Genomic DNA, 15,974 nt, shown 5'->3' with positions numbered 1-15,974 from the left:
TCAATAGGAGTGACACATAGCTTATGTGGGCTGATAAACCCTATTTTTTAATATGGTAAACTGTCACGCACAGATAAGGGCTTAAAGTTCACGTAAATTCAGCACATATATTCTGCTACTTTTAGCAAATCATACTTATTCTAAAGTTATAAACAGTCAGACATACGCTGATAATATCGCCAAAATAAAATGTAAGGCAATTTTAGACAATGACAACCTCGATTTTTGACACACGCCACTATAAATACCCGCAAAACTTCCTTGAGATGAAGCCTAAACTGTCTCGACTTGAGCAGGCCATCAAAAAGTTAGAGGCAAACCTCATTGATGCTAATGATCAAGCAAACACGAAGTTGTTGACGCAAAGATTGGATAGTTATTTAGGATTAAAAGTAGATTATGCCAGTGAGCTCAATCCCGATCAGCTCATGGCTGCCACTACTATCGAAGGTAAAGTATTGGTGATTGCGGGGGCAGGATCGGGAAAAACCAAAACCTTGACTTACCGTACCAGTTATCTATTAGAAAATGGCGTGTCGCCTAAAGAGATATTATTACTGACCTTTACGCGCAAAGCGGCAAATGAAATCAAAGATCGCGCTAAATCTTTGCTGGCAAGTAGTCCTTCAAATCAAGAGCTATCTGATGATGCATTGGCTGAAGATAAGCTGCCAACCGACAAGGCCTTAAACAGTATCACCAGTGGCACCTTTCACTCATTTTGCAATATGCTGCTGCGTCAATACTCGGGCCTGCTCGGTATCAATCCACGATTTACGATTTTAGATACTGGCGATAGTGAGGATGCTATTGACTTGGTACACAAAGAAAAAAAGTACCCTGCCCAAACCAAAACCCAAGCCTTCCCGCGCAAAAAAACGCTGCAAAATATCATATCGACGTCTAGAAACAGACGGATTCATATTCGTGATTTAATAGAGACTAATTATCCTGATATTGCGGTACACATTCCTATCATCGAGCAATTGGCAATCGATTTTCATGAGTATAAGCGCGCCAATCACTTATATGATTTTGATGACATAATTAGCCAAGTAGTGCGTCATTTAAAAACCAATGACACCTTTCGACAGCTGCTGCAAAGCCAATATCGTTACATTATGGTTGACGAATATCAAGACACCAATATTCCGCAAAAGCAGCTAATTGACTTAATATGTGAGCCTGAGTCAGTATCGCTAATGGTCGTTGGCGATGACAATCAAAGCATCTACGCCTTTCGCGGCGCCAATTACGAAAATATTTTGCTCTTTGGTGAGACATATCCCAATGCCAAACTTATCAAGCTTGAACAAAATTATCGTAGCTCGCCGTCAGTTTTAACATATATCAATGCGTTGTCAGCACAAATCACGCTAGGCTATCAAAAGCAGCTTTACTCTGACGCACCGATAGAAGGGGAGAAGCCAATATTCCGACGACTCAGCGACGAGACAAAAGAAGCCAGCTATATAACTGACAAGATCATCACGCTAAAGCCAGAGTATGACTACAACGACTTTGCTGTATTATGCCGCACGTCTTTCCAGTCCAACTATGTGCAGCTAGAATTTATGGCGCGCAATATTCCCTTTATCGTGGTAGGCGGTATTAAGTTCATTGAAAGACGCCACATCAAAGACGTGTTAGCATTTGTCAAAATCCTCTATAATCCAAATGATACGATTGCTTGGCACCGCATCTTGACCTTGTTCAAAGGAGTAGGCGCAGTCACCGCGACACGGTTGACCCAAGCCATTACTGCTGACAATAATGCGTTTGAGCCGTTACTAGCAGCGCCGTTTGCCAAAAAAAGCGATCAGCTAAAGCCTCTATACCACACGCTCACCAATGCACAGCAAGCAGAGACGGTCGAGACAGCCATTGAGCATATTCTTGAGTTTTATATTCCAGTCTTGAAGCTGATTGAAGACAATTGGCGTGAGCGTACCGAAGACTTTCGCGTGCTAAAGAATTTAGCGACAGAGCACACGAGCCTCGATAGCTTTTTAGAAAATCTCGCGCTCGACCCACCTAATGATTCTGTCGCGGTCATGGGAAGCTCTGACGATGGACAAAGTAATGATAAAGTCACGATCTCAACCATTCATAGTGCTAAGGGGCTTGAGTGGCCAGTGGTATTCGTTAACTCGTTGGTCGATGGCATTACGCCGCATCATCGCTCGCTGGATGACTTTGAAGCATTAGAAGAAGAGCGCAAGCTGTTTTATGTGGCCTGTAGTCGTGCAAAGACGCAGTTATATTTGACCGCGCCGAATTATTTTTCCAGCTATTCTGGATACTTTGACATGGCCTCACGCTTTATCGCGGAGCTATCTGCTGATGAAGTAACAGTCGAAACAACCAAGCTGCCTGTCATAGATAACGATGATCCAATGTGGTGGTGATTTTTCATTGTCATTGACGAATGTTTTTGCTTCAAATGTCAGATAATATTGTCTTGTATTTATCACCAAATCATGGCTTCATACGCCAACTATTCCTTTTGAAAATGACCTGCAAATAAAGGTATAGCCAAAAGTATTTAATAGTAAAAATATTTCTCAGATAAGGGTTTCAAATTTATCCTAATGCGTTACTATTACCACCTAATTTGGTTAGACCCTTATATTTGATACTCTGTATTAACACCCTAAGAAAAGGATAGGTTATGCGCTATGAAGTTATCGTTATCGGTGCAGGTATGGTTGGCACGTCAATCGCGTGGCATCTACAAAAAAATAACTCAAATGTATTACTCTTAGACAAGAAATTGCCAGGGTCAGAGACCTCATATGGTAATGCCGGTTTGATTCAGCGCGAAGCGATTCATACGCATCCTTTTCCTCGTCAGCTGACAGAGATGATCCGAGTATTGCCGAACCAAGGTACTGATATTCGTTATCGTATTCCAGCCATTCTGCGTTATCATCAAGCGCTACTGCAATACTGGAAATATTCGACCCCAGCGTCTGTCAAAAAAATCGAGTCAGAGTGGCAGACGTTGATTGAGCATTGCACCAGTGAGCACCAAACCATGATTAGCGCTTCTGGTGCTGATGAGCTCATTACTCGTGATGGTTGGTTACAGCTACATCGCTCAGAAGAGACATTCAAAGAAGCACAAGCATCAGCCATTGATGCGCGTAACCAAGGTGTTGAGCATAACGTACTGAACCTTGAAGAGCTAAAAGCAATGGAGCCTCGTGCCAATTTTGAAGGTTTCGTTGGTGCGATTCATTGGTTAAATTCATGGCAAGTATCAAACCCAAGCTCACTCGTGAAAGCTTATGCAAAAAACTTCCAAGACATGCAGGGTACGATCAAAGAAAATGATGTAAAAGAAATCGTTCAAGATGGCGAAGGCTGGAAAGTTATCACTGATAACGATACCTACTATAGTGACAAATTGGTTATCGCAGCAGGCCCATGGTCTAATGATTTGATCAGACCACTTGGCTATAACTTGCCATTGTTCCCAATGCGCGGCTATCATCAGCATTTCAAAGTGACAGAAAAGAACACCATCAATCACAGTATGTTTGATATGGACAAAGGCTTTGTGATGGGGCCAATGCAGCAGGGTATCCGTATCACCACTGGTGCTGAGATGACCACGATGAATGCGCCAAAGAACTTTGGTCAGTTAAAAACCGTATTGAAGCTTGCTAAAAAAATCTTGCCATTAGAAGATGCGGTTGAGAGTGAAGCATGGGCGGGCTCTCGTCCTTGTATGCCTGATATGAAGCCAGTAATCGGTCCTGCTGACAAGCATGACAAACTATGGTTCGCATTTGGTCACAGTCATCAAGGCTTTACCTTAGGGCCAATGACAGGTCGTCTGATTGAAGAGATGATTCACGATAAACCTACATTGGTCGATCTTGCACCATTTAGTGCCCAGCGTTTTTCTAACTAAGCGCGCATCTGATATATAGTTGGTCCAGTTTAAGAGCGGTACAAGGCAACCGAGTGCAGATGTATATGTCATACTTCAAGCGAGGTTAACGCTGTAACGCTTTTATAGTGGATTGACTGTAATTAGCACAGACTTAAATTAATAAATGAAAGGTATAGACATGATTAAGAAACTACACAGCAATCAACGTATGAGCAAAACCGTAATCCATAACCAAACTATCTATTTGTGTGGTCAGGTAGGTAATGCAGAAGACGATATCAAAGCGCAAACATTGACTTGTCTAGAAAAAATCCAAACGTTGCTAGAAGAGGTAGGCAGTGACAAATCAAAGCTACTATCAGTAACAGTTTGGATCAAAGACATGGCTGACTTTGCTGCCATGAATGAAGTCTATGACCAGTGGTTTGAAGGTATTCAGCCACCAGCTCGCGCTTGTGGTGAGTCAGCTTTAGCACGTCCTGAGCTATTGGTTGAGATGATCGCTATCGCTGCTGAGTAAAGACTGCTCATAGTACCTATAGTACCTGTATTAAATAGAAATAATAAAGGCCATGATAGCGATATCGTGGCCTTTTTTATGCTTGGCAATAAGCAAGTTTAATTATCGAAAAGGAAAATGCTCGTTTTATAAACCAAGCATATTCTGTATGACGTTAGCTAAGTAATACAATGATTAGTATTATAGGAATTAGCACCCTTTCCATACCGCTTGGCGTTTCTCAATAAATGCATCAATCCCTTCACCCACATCGTCTGCCATCATATTGCCCGTCATTACTTCACTGGCATAGTCATAAGCATCTTCAACGCTCATACCCAGCTGCTTATAAAACATATCTTTGCCAGTTTTTACTGCCACCGGAGACTTGGCAGTGATTGCTGTTATCAGTGACTGTAGTGTTTGATCGAGTTGCTCTGCTGGTGCGACTCGATTGATCAAGCCATATTGCAAGGCAGTATGCGCATCGATAAATTCACCTGTGATTAGCATTTCAAACGCTTGCTTACGAGGTAGATTACGGCTGACAGCAACGGCAGGCGTGGAGCAGAAAAGTCCAACGTTTATCCCAGAAGTGGCAAATTTTGCATTATCAGCGGCAACGGCCAAGTCACAAGCGGCGACCAGCTGACATCCTGCAGCGGTAGCAATGCCTTGTACTTTTGCAATGACGACTTGCGGCATACGGTTGATGGTAAGCATCATTTTGCTACATTGCTGGAATAGTGCACGGTGAAACGCTGCCTCTGAGTGTGCGCGCATTTGTTTTAGATTATGACCAGCACAGAACGCCTTGCCTGTCGCTTGAATAACCACCACTCTAATCGTATCGTCTTGAGCGATTTTGTCTAGCTCTGCTTGCATGGCAGACAGAACTTCAACGGACAACGCATTGAATTGTTTGGGTTGGTTTAAGGTGAGCGTGACTACGCCACTTTCTTTAGTGTCTTCTCTAATAACCAAAAGGTCATCTAGGTCTAGAGTAATGTCAGATTGAGTCATTTATCATCCTTGATAATGGGTGGTTTGATTTGGCAAATGCTGCTATCTATGAATTTATATCAAGCGTTTTAAATAGTAGCATGGCTCATATTCTATACAATAGATGGAGCACATAGAAAGCGCACGAAAAAAAATAGCGCACTCAGATGATGAGTACGCTATTGGTTTTTCAGTCAGATATATAGTCAGTTCAATATAATTTCGATACAAGGAAACCGAGTGCAAGTTATACATTAGTATGCTTAGCGAGGATGACGCTGTAGCGGATTTATATAGACTTGACTATAAGCTAACTCTATACTAATTTAAATTTATACTAAGCTGTATTTATACTGAACCTAGTATGCGCCTTCGCTATAGATAAGCTCGTAGCTGTGGCTATAGATTTCAACGATGTTGCCGAACGGGTCTTCCATATAGATCATGCGGTAAGGTTTTTCGCCAGGGTAGTAGTAGCGTGGTTTTTCCATACGTTTTTTACCGCCTGCTGCAACCATACGCTCAGCCAACTCTTCAACGTTTGGATCTTGAACACAGAAGTGGAAGATACCCGTTATCCAGTATTCAAAGTTATTTTCAGGGTCTTCTTGATTTTTGAATTCAAAAATCTCAACACCGATACGGTCACCAGTAGATAGGTGAGCGATACGGAAGCTGCCCCAACCTGCACCGAATACTTCAGTACACATCTCACCGATCGGGCTATCATCTTCGATAATCTCAGTTGGTTCCATGATGGTGTACCACCCCATCACCTCAGTATAAAATTTTACGGCGGCATCTAAGTCAGGTACTGACAGACCGATGTGCGAAAAGCTTCTTGGATAAATGTTGTTCATAGTTTGTGCTCCTGTTTGCTGTATTCTTGTTTAACGTGAGGCCAGTATACAAACGCATATTCATTATGTAAAATTATCAAATATTATATAAATAATTATGAAAAGTAATGATAAATATCACATGGTTACGCACCTTTTGCACGCTTGCTGAAGTTGGGCACTTTACCCGCACAGCTGAACGTCTATATATGACGCAGTCTGGTGTGAGCCAACACATAAGTAAGTTAGAAGAGCAACTAGATACGGACTTGTTGATTCGTCAAGGAAAGCAGTTTTCATTGACCAATGCAGGTGAGCAGCTTTATAAAGAAGCAGGCGAGATACTGCAGCGATTATCAAATTTAGAACAGCGAATCGGTGAAGATCCGCCTTATGAAGGATTGGTACGGTTGATGTCACCGGGTAGTGTGGGACTTAAGCTGTATCCGCAGCTTTTGTCTTTACAGCAGCAGCATCCAAAACTAGTGATTGATTACCGTTTTGCTCCAAATTCTGATATTGAGCGGGCGCTGGCAAATCACGAGATTGATATCGGCTTTATGACAGATATCTCAGACGATGAAACAGTTAGCTGCAGGCCTATGGCACAAGAAGCATTGATACTAGTAACCCCTGCGGCTACAGTAGAGCCTAGCTGGGAGCATCTTATCGAACTTGGATTTATTGATCATCCAGATGGTGCCCATCATGCAGGCATGCTACTGACTGCCAATTATGAGCAATTTCAGCATATCAATGATTTCGAGAAAAAAGGATTTTCGAATCAGATTGGCCTGATACTAGAGCCCGTCAGCAGAGGAATAGGTTTTACTGTCTTGCCAGCACATGCAGTGGCTGCCTATCCAAAGCCTGAGCTGATTAACAGTCATCATTTACCAGTTGCCGTTAGCGAAACGCTATATCTGGCAGTCAGAAGACAGCAGGCACTCTCTAATAGAATGCATACGGTCATTGATGAAGTAAAAAAATGGCTATAGATATGTTGAGAGTGAATGATACATGCACAGCTAACAAAGGGCTAATAAAAGGTTCAATAGCTGCGCATTTAGTGGAGGAGGTTCATTGATAGATTGCGACTATGAAAGATTGCGTCTATCTTAAAGTCTGCCCAAGTTTGATACTTGCAGCAATATTAGCAGCAGTAGTCTCAATATTGTTGTAAGCAGAACCCAACACATTATCAATCGTGTCGACTTTTTGGATACTCGGCATAACCACATCGAACTGACTGGTTTGGGCAGGTTTTAGTCCATCGACACTGCCACAGATAGCGATGACAGGTGTACGGCTAGCCTTAGCGATTTGGCTGATACCACCTGCCACTTTACCCATGGCTGTTTGCGCATCGAGCTTGCCTTCGCCAGTGATGACAAGATCAGCCTCTGTGATATGCTGTGACAGGTGAGCCACTTCGGCAACCGTATCAAAGCCTGACTTTAGCTGAGCTTGAAAGAAAGTCATCATCGCATAGCCAAGACCGCCAGCAGCGCCAGCGCCTTCAACGTATTGACAGTCTTCATAGCCATGCTGTCCACATATGGTCGCAAAGTGACTGAGTGCCTTGTCCAAGTTATTGACCTGTTCTGGACAGGCGCCTTTTTGTGGGCCAAATACTGCGCTTGCACCCAGCAGACCGCATAGTGGATTGGTCACATCACAAGCAACCTCAAATACCGTGTCTGATATCCTTGCATGCAGGCTAGTATTATCGAGCTTATGTAGGCTGGCAAGTGCGCCACCACCATGAGTGAGTAGGCTATCATTGATGTCATGAAATGTTATGCCTAACGCCATTAGCATACCAAGTCCTGCATCATTGGTTGCGCTACCACCCAGACCAATGACGATACGCTTAGCACCTTCTTCTAACGCATCTTCGATCAGCTCCCCAACACCATAACTGCTCGCAATAACAGGATTACGCTCATCAGCTGTTAGTAGGTGCAATCCGCAGGCTTGAGCCACTTCGATAACAGCGGTCGCTTCAGGCAATAATAGATACTTTGCCGTAATCGGTCTCATCAATGGGTCATGTACTCTGACTTCTTTCCAGCGCCCGCCCAATACATAAGACAATACCGCTGAGGTACCTTCACCGCCATCGGCCATTGGCAGTAGCTTATAGTCAGCATCTGGAAACACTTGACTAAAGCCAGATTGAATGGCGTGGCACACGTCCAGTGCTTCTAAACTTTCTTTAAACGAGTCAGGGGCGATCAAAATTTTCATACGGCTCTCTTTGAATATCTTAATGACACGATCATTGCGATAGTGTCATGTTTTAAAACGTTTACTTAACAATCATCAAATAAACGTATGTAGAAATACCCAATTTCATGAACTAGATAAACACTAGGGTCAATAACCAGATAAATACGATGCTAGTCACACCTTGGATACCAGTGGCCATTGAATGAGCTTTGTACGCTTGTGCCACGCTCATGCGACTAAACTGGCTAACGATCCAAAAGAAGCTGTCATTGGCATGTGAAATGGTCATGGCACCAGCACCAATTGCCATCACGCAGAACACACGTCCAAGTTCGCTGTCTAGGCCAATCTGGTTCAATAGTGGGGCAACCATAGCAGAAGTAGTAACCAATGCGACTGTGGTTGAGCCTTGTGCCGTTTTTAACGCAGCAGAGACGATAAATGGCATGAAGATACCTAAACCCAAAGCAGATAGCGTCGAACCTAAGTAATCACCGATCGGCGTCACTTTTAGCATGGCACCAAACGCACCACCAGCACCAGTGATCAATAGGATAGGGGCAGCTACTACCAAGCCTTGCGAGATACTGTCGCTGATTTCTTGCGTTTTTTGGCTTGATTTAATCAAGAAGAACGATAAGAACAAACCGATAAGTAACGCAGTCAATGGGTTACCAATGAATATCAAAATCTCCGCTACCATGCTACTGCCAAATGGTGCGCTTGGGAAATTAGCAACCGAAGATAAGCAGATTAATATGATAGGAACGATAATCGGCAAGAAAGCCATTGTTGCTGAAGGCAAATGATTATAATCATCACGAGTTTTCATTCCTTCAGGCCTTGCGGCTGTAGGAGCATCTGCCGCATTGATATTGTCAGGAGTAGCGTTAAGGAAGCGATTAGACCACCACCAGCCAGCCAATACCGCAACTGCTGTCACGACTACACCGACCATAATGACCAAACCTAAGTTTGACTCTAGACCTAAGTTACCTGCCGCTGCGATTGGACCTGGCGTCGGTGGGACAAAGGTGTGGGTAGCGTATAGACCAGTGGCCAAGGCAATGCTCATCGCGACACTTGATACATGTAAGCGCTCAGCTAAAGACTCTTTTAGAGAGTTCAAGATAATATAGCCAGAGTCACAAAATACAGGTATGGAAACGACCGCACCGACGATAGACATGGTCAAAGTAGGAAAGCGTGGCCCCAATACTTTGATGACTGACTCTGCCATTACGATAGCAGCACCCGTTTTTTCAAGAATTAAGCCAATAATCGTACCAAATACAATCACAAGACCGATATAGCCTAAGATACCACCGAAACCATCAGAGATCGTCTTGGCGACCGTATTAAGTGGTACTTGATAAAATAGCGCGACCAAAAAAGCAGAGAGAATCAATACTAAAAAGGGATGCCACTTTAGTTTTGCGGTAGCGAAAATAATAAAAAGAATGGTCAGCACAAGCCAAAATACAATCATCACTGTCTCAATATGGTTTACATCTTAATTGATTACCAATGCCAATATAGCCAATTATATCGAGATTAAACACGGTATATAGCTTGCTAAGTCTACTTTGCGTAGTGCTTTCAAGCGCTTTTACCATGTCTACATTTAAACGATATGGAACCAACTATCTGCATCACTAACGATACGAAATTTTAAAGGGGCATACTTTATAGCAAATAGACGCCGCTAGGAAATAGATTCGTTAAATAGTTGGCGCTGTTGACAAAAAATCGAGAGATACTTAATTTTGAAATGAGAGAAGTTAGTAATAAAACGTCGAAGAGGTGTGTGGAAATACTTTTATAACTAGCAATTGCTAATACTTCAAACCAAAAAAAACTGGCCATTTATAATGACCAGTTTTTGTCTAAACAATATTTACCTACCTGAGTAATAATTATTTTTAGGATAGGTATTCTAAGAAGTACCGTTATTTATAGTTAGGCAATCTTATCAAAAAAAGCTTTGTTATTGGTAGCAGTTGCAGTATCAAAGCTGACATAAATACCTTGATCGTCCAACGTGGCATACCAATGATCATCATTGCCACTGGTCAGCAGCTGAAAGTATTTGTCATTGACTATTCTGCCAACTGTATACACCTCACCTTCGGAGTAGTATGCATTACCTTGAGTACAGATAAGCTTGTCATTGGTATGAATGTTATGATTTTCTTTCATGTTCTTGCGCCCTATTAGTACATTAGATAGCAGTAGATTATCAATTCTGCTAATAGTAATAAAGATGATTATATAGGCAGTATCTTGTTGTTTGGTATAGCGTTTTTAAGGCAATTGTTGCATTTAGTTACTACAATATTGCATAGATAACACCGTTATCATAGCAATAGATTTTTTGAAAATCCTAAGCTGTTTAGGAATATATAAAATCCTAATTTATCGAGATAAAGGAGTGCAAGTTAGCGTTATAAATTGTCTAAATATATAAACTCTAATGTCAAAAAGGACGCACGTAAAAAAGCCAGCAACCTAAGTTGCTGGCTTTTCGTAGACTGAGTCTAACTATATAGAAGATTACTCTTCAGAATAGTCTTCTTCAGCAACTTCTTCGTCAGCTGAATCTTCATTGTTACCATCTTCAGAAAGAATAGTAACTAAGATGCTAGCAGTAACGTCATGGTGTAGCTGAATATCAACATTGTATTCGCCAACTTGACGTAGAGTGCCTTCAGGTAGCTTGATTTCAGCACGGTCTACTTCTAGACCTGAGTTAGTCAATGCTTCAGCGATATCGCGAGTACCGATAGAGCCAAATAGCTTGCCTTCGTCACCTGATTTAGCACGCATGATAACATTAACGTCAGTCAATGCATCAGCACGCTCTTGAGCAACAGCGATCTCTTTTGCTTCTTCAGCTTCAAGTTCAGCACGACGTGCTTCGAACTTTTCAATGTTAGCTTTAGTAGCAGGTAGCGCTTTGCCCTGAGGGATAAGAAAGTTACGTCCGTAACCTGGTTTTACATCGACAGTTTCACCGAGTTTACCAAGGTTGACGATACGCTGTAACAAAATAATTTGCATGAGTCATTCCTAGTTAGCGGTTAACCTTGATGGTTATCAGTGTATGGAAGTAGCGATAAGTAACGAGCTTGCTTGATAGCAGTCGCTAATTGACGCTGATATTTAGTAGATGTACCAGTAATACGGCTTGGTACGATTTTACCATTATCACTAATGTACTGTTTTAGCAATTCAACATCTTTATAGTCGATGTGAGTGATGCCTTCAGCAGTGAAACGGCAGAATTTGCGACGGCGATAGAAACGTGCCATGAGTATTCTCCTTTAATTAGTCTTCACTGTTGTCGTTGTCGTCATTATCGTTTTCACGATTGTCTGGACGACGAGTAGTTGCTTTGCGTGCGCGTTTTTCATCGGCATTCTTGGCTAACTGCGACTCTTCAGTGACAGCTTCGTCACGGCGCATAACTAGACTACGAATGATCGCGTCGTTATAACGGAATAATTCTTCAAGTTCAGCTAAAGTTTCACCGTCAGTTTCAATGTTGAAAAGAACGTAATGAGCTTTGTGAATCTTGTTGATTGGGTAAGCCAGTTGACGACGGCCCCAATCTTCTAAACGATGGATAACACCGTTGTTGTCTTGAACTAACTTGATATAGCGCTCAACCATGCCGACCACTTGGTCGCTTTGGTCTGGGTGTACAAGTAACACCAGTTCGTAATGTCGCATTATGACTCCTTACGGATTAGTAGCTATTAACCCTATGTCAATAGCAAGGAGATTTATAAGGTAAGCCCACGTTCTTAAAAATATAGTAAGAAATAAGCTTAGTTTATAAAGCGCCGTATTATAACAGTACTTGGCGCTTAACACAAAGGTTAATAATCACGCGACTGTCAATAAAGTTTCGAAATAATATAATTATTGTGTTTACTCAATAAAAAAAGCCGCAATAGTACGCAGCTTTTTTAAGTATAACGAGCTATAAAACCAATAACCAAATTAAAATACTGTTACTCAGATTTTGATTTCTTTACCAGTTGGCTACTGTCTGCTTTGACCACTAAGGTTTTGGCAAGCTTGTCATGCCAACCAATGTTTTCAGGGCTTTTAGATGCCATGTAATAATGAATAGCGATAATCACAAAGCCTAAAAAGCTAGTAAACGAGAACAGTAAATTATAGATAATAAATAACAGTAATGTACGTGTGCCGACAAGCTTAATAAACGAGGGTAGACGATGTGTGGTCTGATCCACAACCCGAATACCAGTGATTACTTTGCCTAGGGATTGACCACGCATGGTGATAAATACTAGCTGCAGTGCAAACAAGCCAAAAACCATGACTTGCGACATCATGAGCGTACTACTAGGAAGGCTTTCCATCAATGTCATTGAGTATTGATAAGCAGCATCCATATCTTGGATGTTTTGGAATTTGGTATAGTCCACATCCATTTTGGTCAATGCCATTACTAATGGCAATATAGCCAATACATACAGCAGCCCATTAAGCGCAGTCGCCAATACTCGCGACATAATCGGGGCAAGTACCACGTTGCCCACGGTTTTATCTTTGTCTGTGGCAGTCTTCTTAATAGTCGGCTTGCTTAATGATACATTGTTGTGCGGCGTCTGATGACGGTTGGTTGTCATATCGGCCTTCACATTTTTAGAACGTTCAGGCTTGCCATATAATCTGTCTAATGATACTGACTTGTCGTCTTTAGTAGTAAAATTAGTATCTTCAGGAAAGAAGGTGACATTATTAATAATAGAATCATTCGCATCAGGGGTAGTAGCACCAGTCGGTCGATAAACCGTTTGATTATTGGTCACATTTCCTACGCGCTGCCACTGATCTAAGCCTTCATGCCACATTAAATCATCAAGCAATACTTCGCCTGATGCCATCATGATATTAAGCTGTTCCAAATTGTATGGACCAGCTTGTACGTTATTTCGAGCAAGGAAAATCTGCATAATTGCCTGCATAGTTAGTCATGTCTTAGGACATTATATTAGGGTCTATTTGAAAAAATCAAATAGACCCTCATAGTGGTATCTTTAATGACTGTGTGAATGACCGCTGTGACTAAACGTAGCGGTTTACTTCGCTTCTTCACCAGCTAAGAAGAACCAAGTATCTAGTACTGAGTCAGGGTTCAATGACACTGAGCTGATACCTTGTTCCATTAGCCAGAAAGCCAGATCTGGATGGTCTGATGGACCTTGACCACAGATGCCGACGTATTTGTTTTGCTTACGGCAAGCTTCGATAGCCATAGACAATAGTTTCTTAACAGCAGGATCACGCTCATCAAATAGATGCGAGACGATACCTGAGTCACGGTCAAGACCAAGCGTTAACTGAGTCAAATCGTTAGAACCGATTGAGAAACCATCGAAATGCTCTAGGAACTCTTCTGCCAATAAGGCGTTGGTTGGTAGCTCACACATCATGATGACGCGTAGACCATTTTCGCCACGTTTTAGACCATTTTTCTCAAGTAATTCGATGACTTCTTTGGCTTCGCCAACAGTACGCACGAATGGAATCATGATCTCAACGTTGGTCAAGCCCATGTCATCACGTACACGTTTTAGTGCTTTACACTCAAGCTCAAAACAGTCACGGAAGTTATCAGACACATAACGGCTAGCACCGCGGAAACCAAGCATTGGGTTCTCTTCTGATGGCTCGTATAACTTACCACCAAGCAGGTTAGCGTATTCGTTTGATTTGAAATCTGACATACGAACGATAACGGGCTGATCCATAAAGGCAACAGCTAGCGTTGAGATACCTTCGACCAATTTATCAACATAAAAGTCAACAGGTGACGCATAGCCTGCGATACGCTCTTGGATTGCTTGCGCAATTTCACGTGGCAAGCTGTTCATGTTTAGCAAGGCTTTTGGATGCACACCAATCATACGGTTGATGATGAACTCTAGACGTGCAAGACCGATACCTTCGTTTGGCATTTGGGTAAATGAGAATGCGCGATCTGGGTTGCCAACGTTCATCATCACTTTGAATGCTAGCTCTGGCATAGATTCAACAGAGTTAGTCTGTACTTCAAAATCAATCTGGCTTTCATAAATAAAACCAGTGTCGCCTTCAGCACAAGAAGCAGTTACGTCTTGACCATCAACCAATAGCTCAGTTGCGTTACCACAACCAACGATAGCTGGTACACCTAGCTCACGCGCGATAATAGCAGCGTGACAGGTACGACCACCACGGTTAGTGATGATAGCAGAAGCGCGCTTCATAACTGGTTCCCAATCCGGATCAGTCATGTCTGATACGAGTACGTCGCCTTCTTCTACTTTGTCCATCTCGTTTAGGTTGCTAACGATACGCACTTTACCTGAACCGATACGCTGACCGATTGAACGACCTTCACACAATACTTTTGCGCCAGTCGTGTCGATGACATAACGTTCCATTACGTTGCTGTCTTGACGGCTCTTAACCGTCTCAGGACGTGCTTGAACGATAAATATCTCGTTAGTATCGCCGTCTTTTGCCCACTCGATGTCCATCGCTTGGCCATAATGCTGTTCAATCGTTACTGCTTGCTTGGCAAGTGAGGTTAGCTCTTCAGTAGATAAAGAGAACTGCATGCGATCTTGTTTTTCAACATCAACGGTTTTAACTGATTTAGCAGTGCTGCCTTCATCACCATAAACCATTTTCTTATGCTTGCTACCTAGGTTACGGCGGATAACTGATGGCTTACCATTGGCTAGCAATTTCTTAGAAATATAGAACTCATCTGGGTTAACTGCACCCTGTACAACCATTTCACCTAGGCCATAGCTTGAGGTGATGAATACCACTTGATCAAAGCCACTTTCGGTATCTAGCGTGAACATAACACCAGCAGCACCAGTCTCTGAACGTACCATACGCTGTACGGCAGCAGATAGTGCAACACCTTCGTGCTCAAAACCTTTGTGTACACGGTAAGAGATTGCACGGTCGTTATATAGAGAGGCAAATACTTCTTTAATAGCAATTAGGACGTTATCAATACCGCGAATGTTCAAGAAAGTCTCTTGTTGACCGGCAAATGACGCATCTGGCAAATCTTCAGCAGTGGCAGAAGAACGTACAGCAACAGCGATATCTTCGCCGCCACTCATGGTTTCAAATGATTGACGTACTTCTTGCTCAAGATCTTTTGGCAGTTCTTGTTCAATAATCCAAGTACGAATCTTTTTACCAGTAGCCGCAAGCTTATTAACATCGTTTACGTCTAGTGTTTTTAGCTCGCTGTTGATTTTTTCAAGCAAGCCTGTTTCAGTCAAAAAGCGGTTGAATGCATTTGAAGTGGTGGCAAAGCCGCCTGGAACACTAACGCCTAAATCAGAAAGATGGCTGATCATTTCGCCAAGCGAAGCGTTCTTACCACCAACCATTTCGATGTCGTCTTTTCCTAGCTGATCAAGATTGATTACAAGTGCTGTAGATTGCGCTGCCATGA

14 protein-coding genes are annotated in these 15,974 nt (G+C 42.4%); 4 read left to right on the top strand and 10 right to left on the bottom strand.

Annotation, left to right across the window (positions count from 1 at the left end):
- Positions 1-209 precede the first annotated feature (209 nt).
- From ACQKCG_RS03050 to ACQKCG_RS03040, 3 genes are all read left to right on the top strand, one after another.
- Positions 210-2,408 carry an ATP-dependent helicase gene (locus tag ACQKCG_RS03050; protein ID WP_102094906.1) on the top strand — a complete coding sequence of 733 codons (2,199 nt, stop codon included), beginning with the start codon at positions 210-212 and terminating at the stop codon, positions 2,406-2,408.
- 263 nt (positions 2,409-2,671) lie between these two features.
- Positions 2,672-3,919 carry an NAD(P)/FAD-dependent oxidoreductase gene (locus ACQKCG_RS03045; protein WP_102094905.1) on the top strand — a complete coding sequence of 416 codons (1,248 nt, stop codon included), beginning with the start codon at positions 2,672-2,674 and terminating at the stop codon, positions 3,917-3,919.
- 163 nt (positions 3,920-4,082) lie between these two features.
- On the top strand, positions 4,083-4,421 hold the full coding sequence (locus tag ACQKCG_RS03040) for a RidA family protein (RefSeq protein ID WP_055124581.1): 339 nt from the start codon (positions 4,083-4,085) through the stop codon (positions 4,419-4,421).
- Positions 4,422-4,610: 189 nt separating this feature from the next.
- Here the strand turns inward: ACQKCG_RS03040 and ACQKCG_RS03035 are convergent, their stop codons facing one another.
- Both ACQKCG_RS03035 and ACQKCG_RS03030 read right to left on the bottom strand, forming a co-directional pair.
- A complete protein-coding gene (locus ACQKCG_RS03035) occupies positions 4,611-5,423 on the bottom strand; it encodes an enoyl-CoA hydratase (protein ID WP_427585092.1) in 813 nt (270 codons plus the stop codon).
- 338 nt (positions 5,424-5,761) lie between these two features.
- Positions 5,762-6,262, bottom strand: coding sequence for a lactoylglutathione lyase family protein (locus tag ACQKCG_RS03030; RefSeq protein WP_427585090.1), 501 nt, complete (start codon positions 6,260-6,262; stop codon positions 5,762-5,764).
- 107 nt (positions 6,263-6,369) lie between these two features.
- Here ACQKCG_RS03030 and ACQKCG_RS03025 point away from each other — a divergent pair, with 107 nt between their 5' ends.
- On the top strand, positions 6,370-7,239 hold the full coding sequence (locus ACQKCG_RS03025; protein ID WP_427585089.1) for a LysR family transcriptional regulator: 870 nt from the start codon (positions 6,370-6,372) through the stop codon (positions 7,237-7,239).
- Positions 7,240-7,354: 115 nt separating this feature from the next.
- Here the strand turns inward: ACQKCG_RS03025 and ACQKCG_RS03020 are convergent, their stop codons facing one another.
- From ACQKCG_RS03020 to ppsA, 8 genes are all read right to left on the bottom strand, one after another.
- Complete coding sequence (locus tag ACQKCG_RS03020) at positions 7,355-8,491, bottom strand: glycerate kinase (RefSeq protein ID WP_427585088.1); 1,137 nt, start codon at positions 8,489-8,491, stop codon at positions 7,355-7,357.
- Between the two features lie 112 nt (positions 8,492-8,603).
- On the bottom strand, positions 8,604-9,962 hold the full coding sequence (locus ACQKCG_RS03015; protein WP_427585087.1) for a GntP family permease: 1,359 nt from the start codon (positions 9,960-9,962) through the stop codon (positions 8,604-8,606).
- 470 nt (positions 9,963-10,432) lie between these two features.
- Positions 10,433-10,672 (bottom strand): hypothetical protein, encoded by a 240-nt coding sequence (locus ACQKCG_RS03010; protein WP_101205444.1) that lies wholly within the window; start codon positions 10,670-10,672, stop codon positions 10,433-10,435.
- 354 nt (positions 10,673-11,026) lie between these two features.
- Positions 11,027-11,533: a 50S ribosomal protein L9 gene (gene rplI / locus ACQKCG_RS03005; protein WP_424510025.1), complete on the bottom strand. Its 507-nt coding sequence runs from the start codon at positions 11,531-11,533 to the stop codon at positions 11,027-11,029.
- Between the two features lie 20 nt (positions 11,534-11,553).
- Positions 11,554-11,784, bottom strand: a complete 231-nt coding sequence (gene rpsR / locus ACQKCG_RS03000; protein ID WP_010198808.1) for a 30S ribosomal protein S18 — start codon at positions 11,782-11,784, stop codon at positions 11,554-11,556.
- Positions 11,785-11,800: 16 nt separating this feature from the next.
- Positions 11,801-12,205, bottom strand: coding sequence for a 30S ribosomal protein S6 (gene rpsF / locus ACQKCG_RS02995; RefSeq protein WP_101205443.1), 405 nt, complete (start codon positions 12,203-12,205; stop codon positions 11,801-11,803).
- A 284-nt stretch (positions 12,206-12,489) separates the two neighbouring features.
- Complete coding sequence (locus tag ACQKCG_RS02990; RefSeq protein ID WP_427585086.1) at positions 12,490-13,473, bottom strand: RDD family protein; 984 nt, start codon at positions 13,471-13,473, stop codon at positions 12,490-12,492.
- Between the two features lie 114 nt (positions 13,474-13,587).
- Entirely contained in the window at positions 13,588-15,972 is a 2,385-nt protein-coding gene (gene ppsA / locus ACQKCG_RS02985; RefSeq protein WP_427585085.1) for a phosphoenolpyruvate synthase, read from the bottom strand.
- Between the last annotated feature and the right edge of the window lie 2 nt (positions 15,973-15,974).

The organism is Psychrobacter sp. NPDC078929 (assembly GCF_050267985.1).
In the GTDB taxonomy this organism is placed as follows: domain Bacteria; phylum Pseudomonadota; class Gammaproteobacteria; order Pseudomonadales; family Moraxellaceae; genus Psychrobacter.
This window is presented reverse-complemented; position numbering and strand designations above follow the sequence as displayed.

What these genes read in the sequence shown, in the direction of transcription:
- ACQKCG_RS03050 (WP_102094906.1), top strand. Translation starts at nt 210, where the DNA reads ATGACAACCTCGATTTTTGACACACGCCACTATAAATACCCGCAAAAC.
- ACQKCG_RS03045 (WP_102094905.1), top strand. Translation starts at nt 2,672, where the DNA reads ATGCGCTATGAAGTTATCGTTATCGGTGCAGGTATGGTTGGCACGTCA.
- ACQKCG_RS03035 (WP_427585092.1), bottom strand. Translation starts at nt 5,423, where the DNA reads ATGACTCAATCTGACATTACTCTAGACCTAGATGACCTTTTGGTTATT.
- ACQKCG_RS03030 (WP_427585090.1), bottom strand. Translation starts at nt 6,262, where the DNA reads ATGAACAACATTTATCCAAGAAGCTTTTCGCACATCGGTCTGTCAGTA.
- ACQKCG_RS03025 (WP_427585089.1), top strand. Translation starts at nt 6,370, where the DNA reads ATGATAAATATCACATGGTTACGCACCTTTTGCACGCTTGCTGAAGTT.
- ACQKCG_RS03020 (WP_427585088.1), bottom strand. Translation starts at nt 8,491, where the DNA reads ATGAAAATTTTGATCGCCCCTGACTCGTTTAAAGAAAGTTTAGAAGCA.
- ACQKCG_RS03015 (WP_427585087.1), bottom strand. Translation starts at nt 9,962, where the DNA reads ATGATTGTATTTTGGCTTGTGCTGACCATTCTTTTTATTATTTTCGCT.
- ACQKCG_RS03010 (WP_101205444.1), bottom strand. Translation starts at nt 10,672, where the DNA reads ATGAAAGAAAATCATAACATTCATACCAATGACAAGCTTATCTGTACT.
- rplI (WP_424510025.1), bottom strand. Translation starts at nt 11,533, where the DNA reads ATGCAAATTATTTTGTTACAGCGTATCGTCAACCTTGGTAAACTCGGT.
- rpsR (WP_010198808.1), bottom strand. Translation starts at nt 11,784, where the DNA reads ATGGCACGTTTCTATCGCCGTCGCAAATTCTGCCGTTTCACTGCTGAA.
- rpsF (WP_101205443.1), bottom strand. Translation starts at nt 12,205, where the DNA reads ATGCGACATTACGAACTGGTGTTACTTGTACACCCAGACCAAAGCGAC.
- ACQKCG_RS02990 (WP_427585086.1), bottom strand. Translation starts at nt 13,473, where the DNA reads ATGCAGGCAATTATGCAGATTTTCCTTGCTCGAAATAACGTACAAGCT.
- ppsA (WP_427585085.1), bottom strand. Translation starts at nt 15,972, where the DNA reads ATGGCAGCGCAATCTACAGCACTTGTAATCAATCTTGATCAGCTAGGA.